Genomic DNA, 20,146 nt, shown 5'->3' with positions numbered 1-20,146 from the left:
CCCTCAGGCGGCCAAGGTGTGGCGCTTGCCAAACAGCGCCACACTCGCTACCCCAACCGCCCCCATCACCACGCAATACCCCACGCAGATCCACGGGCTGGTTGGCATCAGCGCGATCAACAACAACGGTGTAGTACTTGCCCAGAGTGCGTAGGCAATGTTGTAGGTGAAGGAAATGCCCGACACCCGCACCTGCGCCGGAAACAGCCCGACCATCACCGACGGCACCGCGCCCACCACGCCGCAACTCAGGCCCGCCACGGCATACGCCGCGCCGAGCCACACGCCGCCGGCGATCAGGCTGGCGTACAGCAGCGCAATGCCCACCGGCAGCAACAGGCTGTAGACCAATACCGCGCGCCACGCGCCGATGCGGTCCACCAGCAGGCCAGCGAGGACGCAGCCGATATTCAGGAAGACGATGCCCAGGGCACTCAGAGCGAAGGTGTGGCTGGGGCTCATGCCGAAGGTTTTCTGCATCATGGTCGGGGTGATGACCACCAGCACCACCACGGCAGACGTCAGCACGCAGGTGAGGATCATCGCCGGCAGCAGCACGGCGCGATGGTCGCGCAGCACGGTGCGCAAGGGCATTTCGGCAGCGGCCTGGCGACGCGCCTGCATCTCTAGGAATACCGGGGTCTCGCTGAGCCAGCGGCGCAGCCATACGCCGATCACGCCGAATACGCCGCCGAGCAGGAAGGGGAAGCGCCAGGCGTAGTCGAGGATCTCGGCGGGGGTGAAGACTTGCGCGAGCAAAGTGGCGGTCAGCGCCCCCAGCAGGTAACCGAAGGTCAGGCCGGCCTGCAAAAAACCCAAGGCATAGCCACGATGGTGACGCGGCGCGTGCTCGGCGACGAAGGTCCAGGCGCTGGGCACTTCGCCGCCCACCGCTGCGCCTTGCAGCACGCGCAGCGCCAGCAGGATCAGCGGGGCGAAATAGCCGATTTGCGCATAGGTCGGCATGACGCCGATCAGCAGGCAGGGCAAGGCCATCATGAGAATGCTCAGGCTGAAGACGCGCTTGCGTCCCAGGTGGTCTGCAAAGTGCGCCATCAGGATGCCGCCCAGTGGACGGGCGAGGTAACCGGTGACGAAGATGCCAAAGCTTTGCAGCAGGCGCAGCCACTCGGGCATTTCTGGGGGGAAGAACAGTTGGCTGAGGGTCAGCGCAAAGAACACGAAGATAATGAAGTCGTAGATTTCCAGGGCTCCACCCAAGGCGGCCAGGCCCAGGGTTTTGTAGTCGGAGCGGGAAAAACGCTGCGCCCGTGGGGAAAAGGTGGCAGTCATGTGCAGGCTCGGCAGACAAACAAAATGGCGTGCAGGTTATGAGCTGAGCCCATCGATGGCAATCGCGGCGGATATATTTGTTTTCCTCATTGATCGTTGAAGATAACTACATTCCCAAATCAATGGCCGTAGAGGAACATGCCGTAAAACTGCCAAACCCCATAATAACTACAAGAGGAAAGACTCGTGGCCGATGCTATCGAAGACAGCCGCTATGCCCGATTTGCCCTGCGTTGCTCCAACTTCGCCGAGCGCTGGTTTCCTGACTCCTGGGTGTTTGCCGCCCTTGCCGTGATTATCGTCGCCGTCGCGACCCTGGGCATGGGCGCCGCACCGGCCGAAGCGGCCAAGGCATTTGGCGATGGGTTCTGGAGCCTGATCCCGTTCACCATGCAGATGGCCTTTGTGGTGATCGGCGGTTACGTGGTCGCCAGCTCACCACCCGCAATAAAATTGATCGACCGCCTGGCACGTATTCCCAAGAATGGCCGTTCGGCCGTGGCCTGGGTGGCGTTGATTTCCATGGTGGCTTCATTGCTTAACTGGGGCCTGTCCCTGGTGTTCGGCGGTTTGTTGGTAAGGGCATTGGCCCGACGCACGGACTTGCGCATGGACTACCGCGCCGCTGGCGCTGCGGCGTACCTGGGTCTGGGTGCCGTATGGGCGCTGGGGCTGTCGTCGTCGGCCGCGCAGTTGCAGGCCAACCCGGCCAGCTTGCCGCCGTCGATCCTGTCGATCACTGGGATGATCCCGTTCACCGAGACCATTTTTTTGTGGCAATCCGGCGTGCTGTTGCTGGCGCTGATCGTAGTGTCGCTGATCATCGCCTACGCCACCGCGCCTGGCCCCAACAGCGCCCGGGATGCCAAGGCCTGCGGCATTGACCCGGCCTTCAACCTGCCCAAGCCGCAGGCGCCGACGCGCCCCGGTGAATGGCTGGAACACAGCCCGTTGCTGACGATTCTGCTGGCGTTGCTGGCGGCCGGATGGCTGTTCCATGAGTTCTCGACCAAGCCGGCAATCAGCGCCATCTCGGGGCTCAATACCTATAACTTCCTGTTCATCATGGTGGGCGCGCTGCTGCACTGGCGCCCGCGCAGCTTCCTCGATGCCGTGGCCCGTGCGGTGCCGACCACCACCGGCGTGCTGATCCAGTTCCCGCTGTACGGTTCGATCGCCGCACTGATGACGGTGGTGAAGGGAGGCGACGGCCAGACCCTGGCGCACCATATCTCGACGTTCTTCACCTCCATCGCCTCCCACGACACCTACGCCCTGCTGATGGGTGTGTACTCGGCAGTGCTGGGCTTCTTCATCCCCTCGGGTGGCGGCAAGTGGATCATCGAAGCGCCGTATGTGATGCAAGTGGCCAATGACCTGCAATACCACCTGGGCTGGGCGGTGCAGATCTACAACGCCGCCGAGGCGCTGCCGAACTTGATCAACCCGTTTTATATGTTGCCGTTGCTGGGTGTGCTGGGCCTGAAGGCGCGGGATTTGATCGGGTTTTCATTTGTGCAGTTGCTGGTGCATACGCCGCTGGTGTTGTTTCTGCTGTGGGCGTTGGGAACGACGCTGAAGTATTTGCCGCCTGTGATGCCTTAAAAGGGGTCGGTGCGGGCTTGCTCGAGAATGCGGAGTGTCAGTAGCGGATTCATTAACTGATCCATCGCATTCGCGAGCAAGCCCGCTCCCACAGTTTGTTTTGTAGCGCTCTTAAACCTGTCTTTGTTCCGTCACATTCCGTTGCTACCGTCCTGCGAAATATCTTGCAACATCTCGCCAAGGACTCCCCCGCAATGAGTGATGAGCACGAAGACCTTCCCTCCTCCGATTCCGCCATCCAACCGACGGTAGACACCAGCCGCCGGCGCTTCCTCGGCGGTGCGGCGGTGTTGGGCGTGGGTGCGACTTTGAGTGCCTGCGGCAATACCAGCGAAGCACCGAGCCCACCCGTGACCCGGCCGCTCACGCCTCAGGAGTTGGATAAGGCATTGCGCGAGCAGGTGAAGACCGTGGTGGTGATCTACGCCGAGAACCGCAGCTTCAACAACCTGTTTGCAGATTTCCCCGGGGTGGAGCAACCGCTGTCGGCGTTAACCGCCAAGGACTTCCAGCAGCGCGACCGCGATGGCAGCGTATTGCCTGCCCTGCCACCGAGCTGGGGCGGTGTGTTGCAGGTCGGCCCGCAAACGGTGGACGGGGTGACTTACCCCAGTGAAGTGCAATTTCAGCAAAACCTGCCCAACGCACCCTTCGCCCTCAAAGGCCCGCAGGGCGAAGACCTGCCATTGAGCCTGGTGACCCGCGACCTGTGGCACGTGTTCTACCAGAACCAGATGCAGATCAACGGCGGCAAGAATGATGGTTTTGTCGCCTGGGGTGATTCCGGTGGGCTGGTGATGGGCCATTACGCCCAGAGCCGTTATGCCCTGCGCCTGTGGGACGTGGCCAAGGAGTTTGTGCTGTGCGATAACTTCTTCCAGGGCGCGTTTGGTGGTTCGTTCCTTAACCACCAGTACCTGATCAGCGCCACCGCGCCGTTTTATCCCAATGCCGCGCAGTCGGTGGCCAAAGCGCAGATCGCCACGCTGCAAAGCGATGACCCTCGCGGCACACGCCTCAAACCCTTGGACACGTCACCGGCCAGCGCCATGACCGGCCCGCCGCAATTCGGCCCCAGCGCACTGACACCCGATGGTTACGGGGTAAACACCCTGGCCCCGCCCTACTGGCCCACCTGGATCCGCGACCCGCAGAACCCGGATTATTCCAAGCCCGACCTGCCCAATGTGCTGGTGCCGCAAACCCACGAGCATATTGGCGACAAGCTGTCGAAGAAGAACATCGACTGGGCCTGGTACGCCGGTGCGTGGCAAGCCACCCTGGAGCAGTTCAAGGACTCCGGCGGCATCCCCAAGATCCCGAATTTCCAGTACCACCACCAGCCGTTCAATTACTTCAAACAGCAAGGGCCGCAAAACCCCGCAGAACGTGCCAAGCGCTTGCGCGACGGTGGCTTGGGCGATGAGTCGAGCACCAACCGGTTCTTCGCCGACGCCCAGTCCGGCAAGCTGCCCGCCGTGAGCTTCTACAAACCCCAGGGCAACCTGAACATGCACGCCGGTTATGCCGACGTGGCCTCGGGCGACCGCCATATCGCCCGCGCCTTGAAGGTGCTGCAAGAAAGCCCGCAGTGGAAAAACATGGTGGTGGTGGTGACCGTGGATGAAAACGGCGGCTGGTGGGACCACGTGGCGCCGCCCCAGGGTGACCGCTGGGGCCCAGGCTCGCGGGTGCCGGCGCTGGTGGTGTCGCCGTTTGCCCGCAAAGGCACGGTGGACCATACGGTGTACGACACGGCATCGATCCTGCGTTTGATCACCCGGGTGTTCCAATTGGAGACCCTGGACGGCCTCAAGCAGCGTGATGACGCGATGATCGCGCGCGGCCAGAAGCCCATGGGCGATCTGAGCAATGCTCTGCAGTTCAGCCTGTAGGGGCTTATCCAATAACGACATGCCGGGCGATTTAACACGCGATTTTCCTGGTCAGCCGCTACTGTGTGCAGGTGGGCTTCCATCCCGCGCAGACGGGCTTCGCTGACAAGGAATTGACTATGTTTAAACCGACCAGGCTGTCCTTCACCCTCGCCGCACTACTGGCGAGTGCGGTCGTACAGGCCGACATCGAGGTGCCACTGGGCAGCACGCAGCGCGTCACCCAGTTGTTCGCGTACCCCAATAACTGCAACGTGATCTGCTTTCGGCCATGGTCACTGGAGCAGACCGCCGAACACTATTTGAACCAGAGCCTGCAACGTGATGGTTACAGCCGGGCCAAGGTCAGTGTGAAGACCCACGACGGTCAGGTCATGGCGACCTTCAGCGGCGTGCCAGACGGTTACGGCCAGCCACTGACCACGCTGCTCAATACCGCCGACCTGGCTTACCAAGGTGCGCGCCAGCTCAACAGCGATGGCAAATGGGCCTACAACTGGTACCTGTTCCTGCCGTTAGGCATGGCCTTGGAAAACCGCAAAAGCATTGAGCTGTTGCACTTCCCTCCGGATTACTCGCTGACCCAGGCTCAGGATTACCTGGAATCGGCCACCACCGACCGCTGGGCCACCTTGTTAAGCGAAAATGGCGTACCGGCCACGGAAACGCCGGCGTACCAGACCATCATCGATATCGCGCCCATCGCTGCGCCGTCCAATGCCGGCAAAGACCTGGAAACCGTCTACGGGTATTTCACCGACTACCAGACCCGCATGGTCAAGGAGCTGAGCCTGCGCCCTGGCGGCGCATTGCCGATGGTGGCCTTCGGCGCGCCGGTGCGTAGCTGGATCCAGCAACAATACGGGCAAACCGTGGGCGTGCTGAGCCTGGCGCAGATCAGCCCGGAGCCTGGCAAAACCGTCTCGGTATTGGGCGCCAACCACCCCAGCTACATTTGGTATGCCGCCAGCCCCGACAGCTATGACGGTGACGAGCAAAAAGCCGACGACGCCGGCTTGAAAGTGATGGGCCAGGACTTGAGCGCCGCCTGCTGGCAAGCCGGCATGGGCCAGAAGCCCGCCAGCGATGCCAATGTATTGCTCAAGGCCTGCCAGAACACGTGGCAGGTCACGCGCAAGGAGCAGACGTGTGAGTTGTTCTACACCTCGGTGCGCCACCTGACACCCGAGCAGGCCAACGCCAAGTGCGCCACAGCGCCCATCAAGGCGCAGTTGAAACAGCTGAGAAATGCCGCCCCCGCCCCCACCGTCACGGCCCCTGCGCTTTAAGGTGAATAAACCGTTTCTACTGTCAACTTTGACAGTAGAAATCGGATCCCACTTCGGCGAATCTTGGGCCGCGCCCATTTGCTGCAAGACTGGCCGCCAGGTCCGCAGGTCCATGCAGCCCCGTTCAGGAGAGTGATGAAAACTCGAGCCATGGATAAGGCTAAAGCGGCTGTGAATGACGGCCTCTATCCCTTTGAGACGCTGCAGGTGGAACAGGGTTACCCCTCGACCGCACAATTCAAGGTCGTGCGATACCCTAATGGCAAGAGGGGTGGAATCAAGGCGCGCATCGACTTTGACAGTCGAGTACGCATCGCCCTGGTTTCAGGCTACGCAGTCAGCGAGCGCCGCTCGCATACGCTGCAACTGTCGTCGCGTATCCACTTGTACGATAGCTGGTTCTGCGGCCTGATACGGCACTCCTGCAAGCCCAACGTGCTCCTGGACACCACGTACATGGAACTATGGACCCTGAACACCATTACCGCAGGCAGCCTGCTGACCCTGGATTACGCCATAACCGAAGACGCGCTGTACCGGCAGTTCGCTTGCCATTGCGGCGAGCTGAACTGCCGGGGTTGGATCACCGGCAGCAAAGAGCCGTTGAACGCCCAAGGCCTGGCCTGGTGGCACGAAAACAAACGGCTCTAGGCTTCGCCCAACGGACGCAGGCGGTATTGCGGCGGCAGTTGCTCGAAGCCACTGATGGTGGTGTTCAAACTCTTCCAGCGACCGTCCTTGATGCCATAGATGCAGCCATGGATCGACAGGCTCTGCCCACGATGCCAGGCATTTTGCACAATGCTGGTGTGGCCGACGTTGGCCACCTGCTGGATCACGTTGAGCTCGCACATGCGGTCCACACGCTCTTCTTCGGTCGGCAACTGGGCCAGCACATCGCGGTTTTCGTAGTAAAGGTCGCGAATGGTGCGCAGCCAGCCGTCGATCAGGCCGAACTGGCGGTCCTGCATCGACGCACGCACGCCGCCACAGCCGTAGTGACCGGTGACGAGGATGTGTTTGACCTTGAGCACGTCCACCGCGTACTGGATCACCGACAGGCAGTTGAGGTCAGTGTGCAGCACCACGTTGGCGACGTTGCGATGCACAAACAGATCACCGGGCAACATGCCGACGATCTCGTTGGCCGGTACACGGGCATCGGAGCAGCCGATCCACAGGTATTCCGGGGTCTGCTGGCGGGCGAGCTTGGCGAAGAATTCGGGATCTTCCTGTTTGATCGCGTCCGCCCAGCGTTCGTTGTTATCAAGCAGGTCTTGTAGTTCGTTCATCAGGGAAGCCTCAGGAATGATGCGCAGGTTTGTGACTGACAAGCCCTCGTCCGGGTCACGCCAGGCGCTAATTAGCTTGAATTTTTTGGCTGCCATGCCTGTCCACACACTATAAGCCCCACAGTATGAGGATTGGCCATGACTGAATCACGACGTCCCTACGGCGCAACACAGCCGGAACCGATCGATGACAACGAAGACCGCATGGGTGAGATGCGCGAGCTGGATTTTGACGAGCAGGACCAGACTGCGGAAATCGGCGACGAGTTGCCGCGCCGTGAGCGCGACCATCTGATGCCCGACGAACGGGTGCGCGAAGCCGGGCTGACCGGCGCTTCGACGGATGATCATGAATCCACCGATGACGATATGAGCCCGCAGACGCTGATCCGTGAGGACGGCGCACGAGATGCGCAGGAGGAAGGCGAAGACAATGCCGCCGACTATGACTTGAGCGTCGTGGGAGAAAATGACATTGGCGGCGGGAGTGGGCTGGATGAGGCGGAACTGGCTGATCTGGACCCACTGAACGGCAAGCGCTGACCCTATGGGAGCTGGCTTGCCTGCGATGGTATCACTGCGGCGTTACTTGAAAACCGAGGTGCCTGCATCGCGGGCAAGCCCTGCTCCCACAGAGGCTCTGCACATAGGGGGCTGTGTATTTAATCAACCAGGGTGCAGGCCATCACGACTGCATCTTCGCGGCCACCCACAGCGGGGTAGTAATCCCGGCGACGGCCGATCTCGTTGAAGCCATAACGCTCATACAGGCGAAACGCGCCGGTATTGCTGTCCCGCACTTCGAGGAAGCATTCTCGCGCATTGGCGGCATAGGCACGCGACATCAAATGCTCCAGCAGCGCCAGGCCCAAACCACGGCCCTGGTTTTCCGGTTTCACGGTAATGTTCAGCAGGTGCGCTTCATCGAGGATGATCTGCACTACCCCATGCCCCACTTGCTGCTCGCCTTCGAACATCAGCCAGATCTGGTACTTGCCCAGCCCGTCGAGAAAAATCCCGCGGGTCCAGGGGTGGCTGAACGCCGCGTATTCGATTTTCAGCACGGCGTCGAGGTCAGCCTCGGTCATCGGGCGAAAGGATAAAGCCTCACTCATCAGTTGTTTTCCAGCGCGCCATCAGCCGGCGCATGGCTTGCCAGACATCAGCCTTACGCTGTGGCTCTTCCATTAATAATTCCAGGCCCGGCAGGGCCCACACCGACCCCAGGCCTTCAACCTGCAGCTCGCGGTACCAGGCCTCAGCGTTGGCTTCACCGGCAAACCGCACGGCGGGCAGGCCAATCAGCCACAGGCACACGCAGGGCTCGTCTTCCAGGCGTGCCGAGACAAACCCCTGGACGAAATCTCGTGCGGCCTCCGGGCCCTGGTCCATGGTGCCGCGCACCAGCAGCGGCCAGCGCACCGGCTCACCGACTATCTGAGGACTGTCAGGCAGGCCGGCGGCGCGCAGCATGTCCTTGAGCAACAGGTAGGCCGGGTCGCGGGACTGGAAACGCTCGCCGGTCGGCAGTTCCACCAGCAACAGGCAACGCCCGGCCCGCAGCAATTGCAGGGCAAAGCGTGGCGGCGGCACCACGGGCGCCTTGGCCACCGGCGCAGCCTCCTCCACCACCTTGGCAGCCTTGGTCGCCGGCGCAGGGCGCGGCACTTCGATCTTGGCCCGCTCGACCGCCGGGCGCGTCTCTGGGGTGGGTTTGACCACCGCCACGGGCGCGGCCGCCTCTTCTCCCGACGACTCGAACGCCTCGTAGGGCTCAAGCGCCTGCAACAACTCGGGCCGCGATGGTGCGGCAAACGGCAGTTCGGTGCGGGGCAGCCAGTTGACCACCTGCATGGCGGTCAAGTAAGCGCGACGTCGGGACTCGATAAGCACAGCTCGGCCACTTGTGGATAAGTAAAGAGCGGGGATTCTACCGCTGTTCGGCCACAATCGCCCACTGCGCACTGACCGGCTGTGGATAAATCCCGCGCCTGATGCAGTACAATCGCGACTTTTAATCGCCAACCAGCCGGCCATTCCCATGATCGAACCCAAGCGCGTCCTGCGCGCCCTCGCCGAACACTGGGCCTTACTTGAGCCTCTGTGCGAACACTTCGACCAAGGCACCCTGAGCCTGGGCGAGCTGCGCGCGCAATTGGCCGCCCAACAACTGGACAGCACGCCCCAGGACATCACCAGCCTGCTGGACGTGTGGATTCGCCTGGATATCCTGGTACCTGTCGCCAAGAGCCCGAACCGTTTCGAGCTCAACGCGCAGATCCACGACTTCCTCGCCTATCTTCGCAAGGAGCACCGGCTTGGCCTGTGCCTGGAAATCGAAGCCTACCTGCGCCACCTGGAGCGCCTGGCCGGTTATATCCAGGACGCCTTCGACATCCGCGACGGCCATGACCTGGCTCGGCAACTGCGCCTGCTGGATATGCGCGTGCGCGACGTGCTGAAAAAACTTGCCAACGACGAACAGGCCCTCGCCGCCGTGGCTGACCGCGCCAAGACCAGCGACCGCCAGATTCCGTTGCGCCAGCGCTACGCCGAAGTACTGGCGACCTGGGACGAATACGTCGAGCCGATGATCCAGTTGGTGAACGCCGACGGCGCCTTCGAGCAAGGCGTGCGTAAGGTGGAAAACGTGCTGCTGCGCATGCTCACCGAGCAACAGCGTCTTGGCCACCTGGTGGACGACGACATGCTGCTGCGCACCCACGCACGCATTCTCGAAATGCAAACCAGCGCCCAGCTGACCTTGCGCCATGCACGGGAGTTGCTGCTGCCGCTGCGTGAAGAAGCACGCCGGCATAACGCCGTGACTCGCGGTGCGGCGCTGGCCCTGTCGGCGATTCGCCGCAAAGGCCTGGACGCGGTGCCGCAAGCGGCGATGCCGATGTTCACGCGGCCGCAAAGTACCTTCCTGGGCAGTGCCAGCCAGGTCGAAGCCTATGTGTACGCCTTGGCGAATTTCGAGCCGAAACCGGCGCGTTTCCCCAAGGCGCACAAGTCGCACAAAGGCGAAGCCCCGCGCGCACCGCGTACGGTCAAGGAAATGCTTGAACGCTGCGAAGACGCGTTGCCAATGCCGGACCTGATGACCTGGCTGCTGGAGCAGGAACCGGACGGCGCCACCGATGAATTGCTGTACTGGTTCTCGCGCCTGTCCCGGGAAAAACGCTTCAAGCGCGAGCGCCTGGAACGTCGCGATTACCACACCCACGAGCACCAGGTCAGCCTGCGCTCCTTCGCCCTGCTCCCGGCCGGCGTCGATGCCACCGAGAATTCTGCGAGCACGCCTTATGCATCTTGATCTATCCGAACTGTCCCAACTGGCGCCGATCTTTCGCGAGCTGTTCAAGGGTTACCACGTCAGCCGCCGCGACCCGGAGCTGTACGCGCAATTGTCGAACTTCCAGGACCAGTACCGCACGCTGTTCAAGGCGCTGGGCTTTGAGCTGGTATGCGATACCCGCGGTTTCTACTACTTCGTCCCGGACACCGCCGTGGCTGCCGCGCAGGTGAACAAAACCGCCCAGCGCCTGGCCTTGTTTACTTTCATCATCGTCGAACACCTGGCCGACCAAGGCCGCGACCCGGTTGCCGTGCTCGACGGCGGCAGCCTGGGCCGTGATGAATTGCCTTCGTTGCTGGAGAAATACCGTGACCTGTTTATCCAGGCCGAGGTGCAAACCCAGGAAGAACTCGAAGAAAAAATCATGCGCCGCATGACCCAACTGGGTTTTGCCAGCGAAGACAACGGTATCTACCGCTTCCTGCCGCCGATGCACCGCTTCCTGGATGTATGCCTGTCGGTGCAGCAAGACCGCGACCTCGCCGCCAGCGTGCACAGCGTACTGCCACTGCCAGCACCGGTGATTATCGACGAAGACAGCGATGAGAAACTGCTGAAGACCGATGACCCGCTGGATTTGAGCGCCTTCACTGAGGAAAGCGAAGAAGATGCCCTGGCCCGTGCCATTGCCGAAGAACAGGAGACCGACGCATGAGTAAGGAACGCTACGGCATCCGCCGCTTCGCCCTATTGAACACCGCCGGTTACAGCCTGGGGTTGTTCCCGCTGGAAGAACCGCTGTCGGTGTACGGCGCCAACAACCTGGGTAAATCCGCCTCGATCAACGCCTTGCAGTTCCCGATCCTGGCACGTATGTCGGACATGAGCTTCGGCAAGTACACCCTGGAACAATCACGGCGCTTCTACTTTGCCACCGACACCAGCTACATCCTGGTAGAAGTCTCGCTGCCCCACGGCCCCCACGTCATCGGCGTGGTCGGCCGCGGCCCGGGCGGCGGCTTTGGTCACCAGTTCTTTGCCTACGCCGGCAAGCTGGACCTGGCCCACTACCAGAAAAACGACACCTGCCTGCGCCAGAAAGAGCTGTTCACCAACCTTGAGCGCGAGGGCCTCAAAGCCTACGAACTCAAGCCTGATGAGCTGCGGCGCTTGCTGGTAGGCGGGCATACGTCGATCCCGCTGGACCTGACCCTGATTCCGCTGCGCTCCACCAGCGAGCAGAGCCTGAAGACGTTCCGCGCGCTGTTTATCAACCTGCTACACATGCGCGAAATCACCGCGGCCAAGCTCAAGCAACTGTTCCTTGATGCCTTCGAACACAGCCTGCGTTCGGGCAGTGTCGATTACATCGCAGCCTGTGAAGAAGCCTTCCGCGATGTGCGACGCATGGAGCAGGACTACAACTCGCTGGTGGCAGCCGGCCCCTTGGTTGAAGCCTTGGCCAATGGCGTGAAACAGCGCGACGCCCTGCGCGGCAAACTGCATCGCCTGTCGCCACTGCTGGATTCATTGCTGGGCACTTGGTCGGACTACGCCAGTGCGCGCAAGGAAGAGCTGACCATCCAGGCCGAACACTACCGCAACGAGCAGGACGCGCTGCAAAACGACCAGCGCGGCGGCACACAGGAGCTGATGCGCCTGGAGCGCGAAATCAGCGGCATCCAGCGTTGGTTGGGCGAGTTGTCGGTGCTCAAGCATCGCTTTGCCCTGGTGGATGACGTCAAGATGCTGGAGCAACAACTGCTCGCCGCCAAAGACGCCCACGATGAACTGGCGGGCGCCTTGGCGCAGTCGCGACAGTTCAGCGCCGAGGACCTGGACGAGCGCCTGCGCGACCTGGAAAAGCGCTTGAAGTCGGTCAAGCAGCAGCTCGATCACGCGGACAACAACAGCTACGCCAAGCTGCGCGAAGAGTTCTCGCAGCAGGATGTCGAGCGCCTGATGCGCCTGTTCAACAGCTCGTTGTTCAGCCTGCCGCTGGGCGAACATGGCATCACGCTGGACGAGGACGGCCAGTGGGTCAAATCCCTGGAGCAGATCCTCGATGGCTTCAAGGGCGAGCGTTTTGAAGTGCCGGGGCTGTCCATCGATATCTCCCACATCGAGCCGCCGGCACTGCAAGCCCTGGCGGACCGCGCCGCGTTGCGTGACCAGAAAGAACGTCTGGAAAAAGAACTCAAGCAACTGAAAACCCAGCAGGCCGTGGCGTCCGACCGCGCTGCAAGCAAGACCCAGACCGAAGCGCTGTACCAGCAGGTGCTGGACGCCCAGAAGGCTTTGGAAGACTTCCGCCGCACCCAGACCCTGAGCGCCGAAGAAGGCGAGAAGCTGGAAAACCTGGCGCAGATGGAAGCCGCCCAGGACGAGTTGAAACGTTCCAGCGATGCCTTTACCGAGCGCGTCCAGCAACTGTCGGCCAAGCTGCAATTGGTCGGCCGCCAGATCGGCGATATGGAAGCCAAGCAACGCACGCTGGATGACGCCTTGCGCCGTCGTCAGCTCTTGCCGGCGGACCTGCCGTTCGGCACGCCATTCATGGACCCGGTCGACGACTCCATGGACAACCTGCTGCCGCTGCTCAATGACTATCAGGACAGTTGGCAGGGCTTGCTGCGCGCCGATGGCCAGATCGAAGCGCTGTACGCCCAGGTGCGTCTCAAGGGCGTGGCCAAGTTCGACAGCGAAGATGACATGGAGCGTCGCCTGCAGCTGCTGATCAACGCTTATGCGCACCGCACCGATGAGGCGTTGACGCTTGGTAAGGCACGTCGTGCGGCGGTCACCGATATCGCCCGTACCCTGCGCAATATCCGCAGCGACTACGACAGCCTTGAACACCAGTTGGCGCTGTTCAACCGCGAGATCAACAAGCGCCAGGTGTCCAACCTGCAGAGCTTTCGCATCGTGCTGGCGCCGAACAAGGAAGCCCTCAAGCATATCGACCAGATCATCCACAGTGCCGGTCAGTATGAAGAAGGCGAGACCCTCTCGGTGTTCGACCTCAGCCAGAGCGCCGAACAGGACAACAAGAACGAAGAAGCCAAGGAATACCTGGCTCGCCTGGTAGCCGCCAACCATAACCAGTTGGGCCTCAAGGACTTGTTCGAATTGGCGTTCGAGATCACCAAGGTCAACGGCCAGCCGGTGATCCATACCGACATCGACGGCGCTGCGTCCAACGGCACCACCATGACCATCAAGGCGCTGACCAACATGTACCTGTTGCTGCACTTGATGGACCGCGACCAGGCCGGTCGCGTACGGTTGCCGTACTACCTCGATGAAGCGGCAGACATCGATGAGAAGAACCAGGCCGCCTTGCTGGAAACCAGCTTGCAGCTGGGCTTCGTGCCGATCCTGGCGAGTGTAAAGCCGCAGGTCTCTGCCCAGGTGGCGATTGACCTGGAAGGCGGCAGCGGGCCGAACGGGATCTACATCGATGAGGCGGACTGGAAGTACATCCGTCGCCATGATGTGGTGAAGGCGACGATGAATGTACAGGCGGACGAGCCGGAGCTGGATGAGGTCTGACGGGTTGTACTGAAAGGCAAAAAGGCCGCGATCCTTTGGATCGCGGCCTTTTTTTCGGTTTGGGATTTGCGGTGTGTTTGTGGGCCTCATCGCGGGCAAGCCCGGCTCCCACAGGGATATGCATTTTCAGCAAGTATGCATTCCAACTATGGGAGCCGGGCTTGCCCGCGATAGCCGCGCCTCGGTTTATTTACCGAGTGGAATCTTAGGCGCCCAGGTCAGCCACTCATCCTCAAACTTGTCGAACAACGGGAACGTCTGCTGCGGCCGTGCCGGGTTACCCATGCGCTCGCCATCCGGGGTGGCAAAGGCGATCCCGCCGGCCACCAGCGTTTCCAGGGACTCGGTACGCACGGTCGCGCCCTTGAACAAGCCGAAGTCGAGGCCAAAGCCGCTGGTGTTCCAGAAGCGGCTGCCACTGCGTACCAGCGGCGCGTACTTGGGTTCGATCAGGATGTGCACCAGCACGCGGTCAGCGGTCTGGCCCAACTCGTAGCCGGTGACTTTACCCACCGTCACTTCACGGTAGGTGACCGGTACCCCTTCCTTCAGCGAACCACGGCGGGCGGCGCTGAGTGTGAGGCTCAGGCCAGCCTCCTGATGCACCGCTTCGGGCGGCTGGGCCAGGGCGACAAAACTCTTTTGCGGGCCGGCATTTTTCGCGGCCGGTTGCACTTCGATGTATTGGCCGGTGACCAGGGTCTCCAGGTTAGCCGTCTTCATCAGGCCCAGTTCCGGCTTGACCACCCAGAACTGACTGCCCGTACGCGCAATGCGGTCCGCGACCTGAGTGATACGCGCCTTGAGCAGCACCGACTGCATGTCGGCACTGAGGTCGACACTTTCGATCTTGCCGACATCCAACCCCTTGAAGCGCACCGGTGTGCCGGCGCTCAGGCCGTCGGCGCGGTCGACTTTGATGGTCACCAGAGTGCCGTGCTGGTTGGCGGCATCACGGTCGGCATACAGGCGAAAGCGCGGGATGCGATGTTTCAATGGCACATTCGGTTCCGGCGTTTCGAAGGCGATACCACCCGCCATCAGGCTGGCCAGGGACTCGCTTTTGACCTGGATGCCGCCGGTGAGGCCGCCCGTAAGGGTGACGCCGCTGGCATTCCAGAAGCGCGTCGAGCCGTTGACCAGGCTTTCGTATTCCTTCTCGATATGAACGCCGATCACCAGCTGTTTTTTCTTGCGTGAAAACTGGTAGCTCTGCACCGAACCGACTTTGACCTGTTTGTACAGAATCGGGCTGCCGACATCCAACGAGCCCAGGCTGTCGGTGAGCAGCACCATGTGCAGCCCCGGGGAACGCAGGTCCAAAGGCGGGGCCTTGGCGCGGGCTACGTATTCGCGTTGTGGCGGGGTGCCTTTGTCGCCTGGGCGAATCGCGATGTAGTTGCCCTTGACCAAGGCCTCCAGGCCAGTGATGCCTGCCAGGGAGATGGACGGCTTGACCACCCAGAATTGCGTGTCTTCGACCAGGTAATCTTCAGCCAATGGATCGAGGGTCAGCTCGGCGCTGGCGCTGGACAGGTCCGGATCGATCTTCAGGGTTTTCAGGCTGCCGACCTGGATGCCTTTGTACATGACCGGCGTACGCCCGGCCTGCAGGCCTTCAAAGTCAGTGAGCTTGACCTTGACCTTGATCCCCGCTGCGGCGGCATCGAAATCTTCGTATAGGCGGAAAGGCAGGCTCGGGTCGGTGGGCGGGCTGTCTTTGCGGTTTTCAGGAGTGGCGAAGGCGATACCTCCGGCGACAATGCTGGAGAGGGATTCGCTGCGCACTTTCAAGCCGGAAAGGTTGGCGTCGATACTGATGCCGCTGGCATTCCAGAAACGCGTGTGTTTGCGCACCAGGTTGGCGTAGGTCGGCTCGATATAGACCTTGATCTCGACGGTGCTCTGGTCTTCAGACAGCAGGTAGCTTTTAACCTGGCCGACCTGAATCTGCTTGTAGAACACCGGGCTGCCACGGTTCAGCGAGCCCAGGCGATCGGCCTTGAGGGTCAGGTGCAAGCCGGGCTTGGCGTCGGATAACGGCGGTTCTTCGGAGAGCGCCTTGAACTTGCGCGTGGGCTCGCCGTCACCGGGGCTGGCGGCGATGTAGTTACCTGAAACCAGGGTTTCCAAGCCGGTGATGCCGGCAAGGCTGACGCTGGGCTTGACCAACCAGAAGCGGGTGTTGGTCTTCAGGTACTGCTCAACGTCCTTGTTCATCTCGATGGTGGCGATCACCCCGCGATTGCTGCCCTCGTCATCCAGGGCCAGGGTTTTGACCTTGCCCACGGTCATGCCTTTGTAGACCACTTCGGTCTTGTTGATCTGAATGCCTTCACCGCTCTCAAAGCGAACTTGAATCTCGATACCTTGCTGGGAATAGGCACGCCACCCCAGCCAGCCACCGATGATCAGGGCAATCAGGGGCAACACCCAAATGGCCGACCAGTTAGAGGCTGGGCGGGTTTTAGCTTTAGGCAAATCACTCATGGTCGTCGTCCGACTCCGTGTTATCCCAAATCAGTCGGGGATCGAAAGTTACTGCGGCAAGCATCGTCAAGATCACCACACTGGCGAACGCCGCAGCGCCGAGGTTGGCCTCGACACTGGCGAGTCGCCCAAAGTTAACGACCGCCACCAGGATGGCGATCACGAAAATATCCAGCATGGACCAACGCCCAATGAATTCGATAAAGCGATACATCACAATGCGTTGTTGCGCGGACAGTGGCTGGTGACGCTGCACCGAGAACAGCAGCAAGCCAATGCCGACCAACTTGAAGGTCGGTACCAGGATACTGGCGATGAACACCACGGCAGCGATAGGAAACATCCCGTGCTGCACCAATTGGATGACACCCGACATGATGGTGCTGGGGTCGCCTTGGCCGAGGGAGCTGACCGTCATGATGGGTAACAGGTTAGCGGGGATATACAGGATTGCGGCGGTGATCAACAGTGCCCAGGTGCGTGTAAGGCTATTAGGGCGACGGGCATGGATCAACGCGCCGCAACGGGTGCAGAGTTGCTCATCGGTATCCGCTTCCTGCTTGTTCAACTCATGGCATTCGGTACAAATCAGAATGCCTGCATCAATCGCCCGCATGGTCATCCTCTCCTGACAGCGCTTGCCAGATCTGATGAGGTGACATCACCACCTCAAGCAGAACTTGGACTATTAATAAACTGACGAAGCAGACCAGACCCAGGCCAATGGTGATGGAGGCCATATCGGCGAGCTTTACGATCGCCACCAGCACACCCATCAAGTAGACCTCCAACATCCCCCAATCCTTCATGTGGTGGTAGATGCGGTATAGCAGCAGCCCGTAGTTGCGACCGATGTTCCAGCGAATGCTGAGCAGCACTGCCAATTGGCACAGGAGCTTAAGCAAGGGGATGCCCATGCTGCACAGGAACACTACGGCGGCAACGCCTTGCATACCGGTATCGAACAGGCCGACCACGCCGCTCCACACGGTGTCCTCCGAGGACTGCCCGAGTAGATTGAGCTGCATGATGGGCAAAAAGTTCGCGGGGATGTACAGCAGCAGGGCTGCCAGTACCAAGGCGAGGCTGCGCTCGACCACATTGTGCCGATGAGCGTATAGCTCGTAACCACAACGTGGGCATTGGGCTTTTTCGCCGAGGGCGAGCGTTGGTTTGCGCATCAGCAAGTCGCACTCATGGCATGCCACCAGGTCGTCCAGCGGTAAATCCGACACCTCGCGGGCATCAACCGGATCGGGCATAGATAGGGCTCTGACTCTAATAATGGTTAGGTGGCTATTCTAGTGGTGTCGCTCAGAAATAACTGTGCAAATTTGTCGGGCCAGTCAGGTCGCAGGTGGGGGCGGACAGGCGTGCGGGGACAAGGCGGACACTTTTCGAGCGCCCAAAACAAAACCCCAACTGCTTTCGCAATTGGGGTTTCGGAATTTAATCTTGACGATGACCTACTCTCACATGGGGAAACCCCACACTACCATCGGCGATGCATCGTTTCACTGCTGAGTTCGGGATGGGATCAGGTGGTTCCAATGCTCTATGGTCGTCAAGAAATTCGGGTACTGAGTCGTGGCCAGCTGGCCTCGCTTCAGCAAATTGGGTATGTGATAGATCGTGGTGTTTTGTGAGCGTCGAACTTTCGGTTCATTGCGTCTTCACACACCGCAATCTGGTCTCTCTCGAGTTCGCAAATTGCTTGGGTGTTATATGGTCAAGCCTCACGGGCAATTAGTATTGGTTAGCTCAACGCCTCACAGCGCTTACACACCCAACCTATCAACGTCGTAGTCTTCGACGGCCCTTCAGGGAACTCAAGGTTCCAGTGAGATCTCATCTTGAGGCTAGTTTCCCGCTTAGATGCTTTCAGCGGTTATCTATTCCGAACATAGCTACCCGGCAATGCCACTGGCGTGACAACCGGAACACCAGAGGTTCGTCCACTCCGGTCCTCTCGTACTAGGAGCAGCCCCTCTCAAATCTCAAACGTCCACGGCAGATAGGGACCGAACTGTCTCACGACGTTCTAAACCCAGCTCGCGTACCACTTTAAATGGCGAACAGCCATACCCTTGGGACCGGCTTCAGCCCCAGGATGTGATGAGCCGACATCGAGGTGCCAAACACCGCCGTCGATATGAACTCTTGGGCGGTATCAGCCTGTTATCCCCGGAGTACCTTTTATCCGTTGAGCGATGGCCCTTCCATACAGAACCACCGGATCACTAAGACCTACTTTCGTACCTGCTCGACGTGTCTGTCTCGCAGTCAAGCGCGCTTTTGCCTTTATACTCTACGACCGATTTCCGACCGGTCTGAGCGCACCTTCGTACTCCTCCGTTACTCTTTAGGAGGAGACCGCCCCAGTCAAACTACCCACCATACACTGTCCTCGATCCGGATAACGGACCTGAGTTAGAACCTCAAAGTTGCCAGGGTGGTATTTCAAGGATGGCTCCACGCAGACTGGCGTCCACGCTTCAAAGCCTCCCACCTATCCTACACAAGCAAATTCAAAGTCCAGTGCAAAGCTATAGTAAAGGTTCACGGGGTCTTTCCGTCTAGCCGCGGATACACTGCATCTTCACAGCGATTTCAATTTCACTGAGTCTCGGGTGGAGACAGCGCCGCCATCGTTACGCCATTCGTGCAGGTCGGAACTTACCCGACAAGGAATTTCGCTACCTTAGGACCGTTATAGTTACGGCCGCCGTTTACCGGGGCTTCGATCAAGAGCTTCGCGTTAGCTAACCCCATCAATTAACCTTCCGGCACCGGGCAGGCGTCACACCCTATACGTCCACTTTCGTGTTTGCAGAGTGCTGTGTTTTTAATAAACAGTCGCAGCGGCCTGGTATCTTCGACCGGCATGAGCTTACGGAGCAAGTCCTTCACCCTCACCGGCGCACCTTCTCCCGAAGTTACGGTGCCATTTTGCCTAGTTCCTTCACCCGAGTTCTCTCAAGCGCCTTGGTATTCTCTACCCAACCACCTGTGTCGGTTTGGGGTACGGTTCCTGGTTACCTGAAGCTTAGAAGCTTTTCTTGGAAGCATGGCATCAACCACTTCGTTACCTGAAAGGTAACTCGTCATCAGCTCTCGGCCTTAGAATCCCGGATTTACCTAAGATTCCAGCCTACCACCTTAAACTTGGACAACCAACGCCAAGCTGGCCTAGCCTTCTCCGTCCCTCCATCGCAATAACCAGAAGTACAGGAATATTAACCTGTTTTCCATCGACTACGCTTTTCAGCCTCGCCTTAGGGACCGACTAACCCTGCGTCGATTAACGTTGCGCAGGAAACCTTGGTCTTTCGGCGTGGGTGTTTTTCACACCCATTATCGTTACTCATGTCAGCATTCGCACTTCTGATACCTCCAGCAAGCTTCTCAACTCACCTTCACAGGCTTACA

The 20,146-nt window shown here is 60.2% G+C and carries 15 protein-coding genes and 2 rRNA genes (1 of these 17 cut by a window edge); 8 read left to right on the top strand and 9 right to left on the bottom strand.

The annotated features are described in order from the left end of the window. Positions 1 to 3: 3 nt before the first annotated feature. Positions 4 to 1,293, bottom strand: coding sequence for an MFS transporter (locus AB9N64_RS21085; protein WP_020301437.1), 1,290 nt, complete (start codon positions 1,291 to 1,293; stop codon positions 4 to 6). A gap of 186 nt (positions 1,294 to 1,479) precedes the next feature. Between AB9N64_RS21085 and AB9N64_RS21080 the strand changes: the two genes are divergently transcribed. From AB9N64_RS21080 to AB9N64_RS21065, 4 genes are all read left to right on the top strand, one after another. After that, positions 1,480 to 2,898, top strand: a complete 1,419-nt coding sequence (locus tag AB9N64_RS21080; protein ID WP_032902206.1) for a short-chain fatty acid transporter — start codon at positions 1,480 to 1,482, stop codon at positions 2,896 to 2,898. A gap of 194 nt (positions 2,899 to 3,092) precedes the next feature. Continuing rightward, on the top strand, positions 3,093 to 4,793 hold the full coding sequence (acpA, locus tag AB9N64_RS21075; RefSeq protein WP_032902204.1) for an acid phosphatase: 1,701 nt from the start codon (positions 3,093 to 3,095) through the stop codon (positions 4,791 to 4,793). 119 nt (positions 4,794 to 4,912) lie between these two features. Then, positions 4,913 to 6,082, top strand: coding sequence for a hypothetical protein (locus AB9N64_RS21070; protein ID WP_020301435.1), 1,170 nt, complete (start codon positions 4,913 to 4,915; stop codon positions 6,080 to 6,082). A 135-nt stretch (positions 6,083 to 6,217) separates the two neighbouring features. Beyond that, the gene (locus AB9N64_RS21065; protein ID WP_014716787.1) at positions 6,218 to 6,733 is read left to right on the top strand and encodes a hypothetical protein; all 516 of its coding nucleotides are present in this window, start codon (positions 6,218 to 6,220) and stop codon (positions 6,731 to 6,733) included. Here the strand turns inward: AB9N64_RS21065 and can are convergent. After that, entirely contained in the window at positions 6,730 to 7,374 is a 645-nt protein-coding gene (can, locus tag AB9N64_RS21060; RefSeq protein ID WP_003188288.1) for a carbonate dehydratase, read from the bottom strand. The genes AB9N64_RS21065 and can overlap by 4 nt on opposite strands. Before the next feature lie 138 nt (positions 7,375 to 7,512). Between can and AB9N64_RS21055 the strand changes: the two genes are divergently transcribed. Next, positions 7,513 to 7,917 (top strand): hypothetical protein, encoded by a 405-nt coding sequence (locus tag AB9N64_RS21055; RefSeq protein WP_014716786.1) that lies wholly within the window; start codon positions 7,513 to 7,515, stop codon positions 7,915 to 7,917. Positions 7,918 to 8,036: 119 nt separating this feature from the next. Here the strand turns inward: AB9N64_RS21055 and rimI are convergent, their stop codons facing one another. Both rimI and AB9N64_RS21045 read right to left on the bottom strand, forming a co-directional pair. Then, on the bottom strand, positions 8,037 to 8,489 hold the full coding sequence (rimI, locus tag AB9N64_RS21050; RefSeq protein ID WP_003188286.1) for a ribosomal protein S18-alanine N-acetyltransferase: 453 nt from the start codon (positions 8,487 to 8,489) through the stop codon (positions 8,037 to 8,039). Continuing rightward, positions 8,482 to 9,228, bottom strand: a complete 747-nt coding sequence (locus AB9N64_RS21045; RefSeq protein ID WP_014716785.1) for a hypothetical protein — start codon at positions 9,226 to 9,228, stop codon at positions 8,482 to 8,484. Before AB9N64_RS21045 ends, rimI begins: the two co-directional genes overlap by 8 nt. 187 nt (positions 9,229 to 9,415) lie before the next feature. Here AB9N64_RS21045 and mksB point away from each other — a divergent pair, with 187 nt between their 5' ends. The 3 genes from mksB to mksF are packed head-to-tail and all read left to right on the top strand — an operon-like array spanning position 9,416 to position 14,227. After that, a complete protein-coding gene (gene mksB / locus AB9N64_RS21040; RefSeq protein WP_014716784.1) occupies positions 9,416 to 10,693 on the top strand; it encodes an Mks condensin complex protein MksB in 1,278 nt (425 codons plus the stop codon). Beyond that, positions 10,683 to 11,390: an Mks condensin complex protein MksE gene (gene mksE, locus AB9N64_RS21035; RefSeq protein ID WP_014716783.1), complete on the top strand. Its 708-nt coding sequence runs from the start codon at positions 10,683 to 10,685 to the stop codon at positions 11,388 to 11,390. The genes mksB and mksE overlap by 11 nt, the downstream gene beginning before the upstream one ends. Next, on the top strand, positions 11,387 to 14,227 hold the full coding sequence (mksF, locus tag AB9N64_RS21030) for an Mks condensin complex protein MksF (RefSeq protein WP_014716782.1): 2,841 nt from the start codon (positions 11,387 to 11,389) through the stop codon (positions 14,225 to 14,227). Before mksE ends, mksF begins: the two co-directional genes overlap by 4 nt. Positions 14,228 to 14,413: 186 nt before the next feature. Here the strand turns inward: mksF and AB9N64_RS21025 are convergent, their stop codons facing one another. From AB9N64_RS21025 to AB9N64_RS21005, 5 genes are all read right to left on the bottom strand, one after another. Beyond that, a complete protein-coding gene (locus AB9N64_RS21025; protein WP_019817032.1) occupies positions 14,414 to 16,717 on the bottom strand; it encodes a PqiB family protein in 2,304 nt (767 codons plus the stop codon). Next, positions 16,710 to 17,333 carry a paraquat-inducible protein A gene (locus AB9N64_RS21020; RefSeq protein WP_019817033.1) on the bottom strand — a complete coding sequence of 208 codons (624 nt, stop codon included), beginning with the start codon at positions 17,331 to 17,333 and terminating at the stop codon, positions 16,710 to 16,712. Before AB9N64_RS21020 ends, AB9N64_RS21025 begins: the two co-directional genes overlap by 8 nt. Continuing rightward, on the bottom strand, positions 17,320 to 17,979 hold the full coding sequence (locus tag AB9N64_RS21015; protein ID WP_014716779.1) for a paraquat-inducible protein A: 660 nt from the start codon (positions 17,977 to 17,979) through the stop codon (positions 17,320 to 17,322). The genes AB9N64_RS21020 and AB9N64_RS21015 overlap by 14 nt, the downstream gene beginning before the upstream one ends. Positions 17,980 to 18,170: 191 nt before the next feature. Beyond that, positions 18,171 to 18,286, bottom strand: a 5S ribosomal RNA gene (gene rrf / locus AB9N64_RS21010). 156 nt (positions 18,287 to 18,442) lie between these two features. After that, positions 18,443 to 20,146 (bottom strand): 23S ribosomal RNA (locus tag AB9N64_RS21005); it runs 1,188 nt beyond the window's last position.

The sequence above is a fragment of the Pseudomonas sp. KT_2_4 genome, from assembly GCF_041410225.1.
In the GTDB taxonomy this organism is placed as follows: domain Bacteria; phylum Pseudomonadota; class Gammaproteobacteria; order Pseudomonadales; family Pseudomonadaceae; genus Aquipseudomonas; species Aquipseudomonas paracarnis.
Note: the sequence above shows the minus strand (reverse complement) of the source record. Positions and strands in the feature narration are given on the sequence as shown.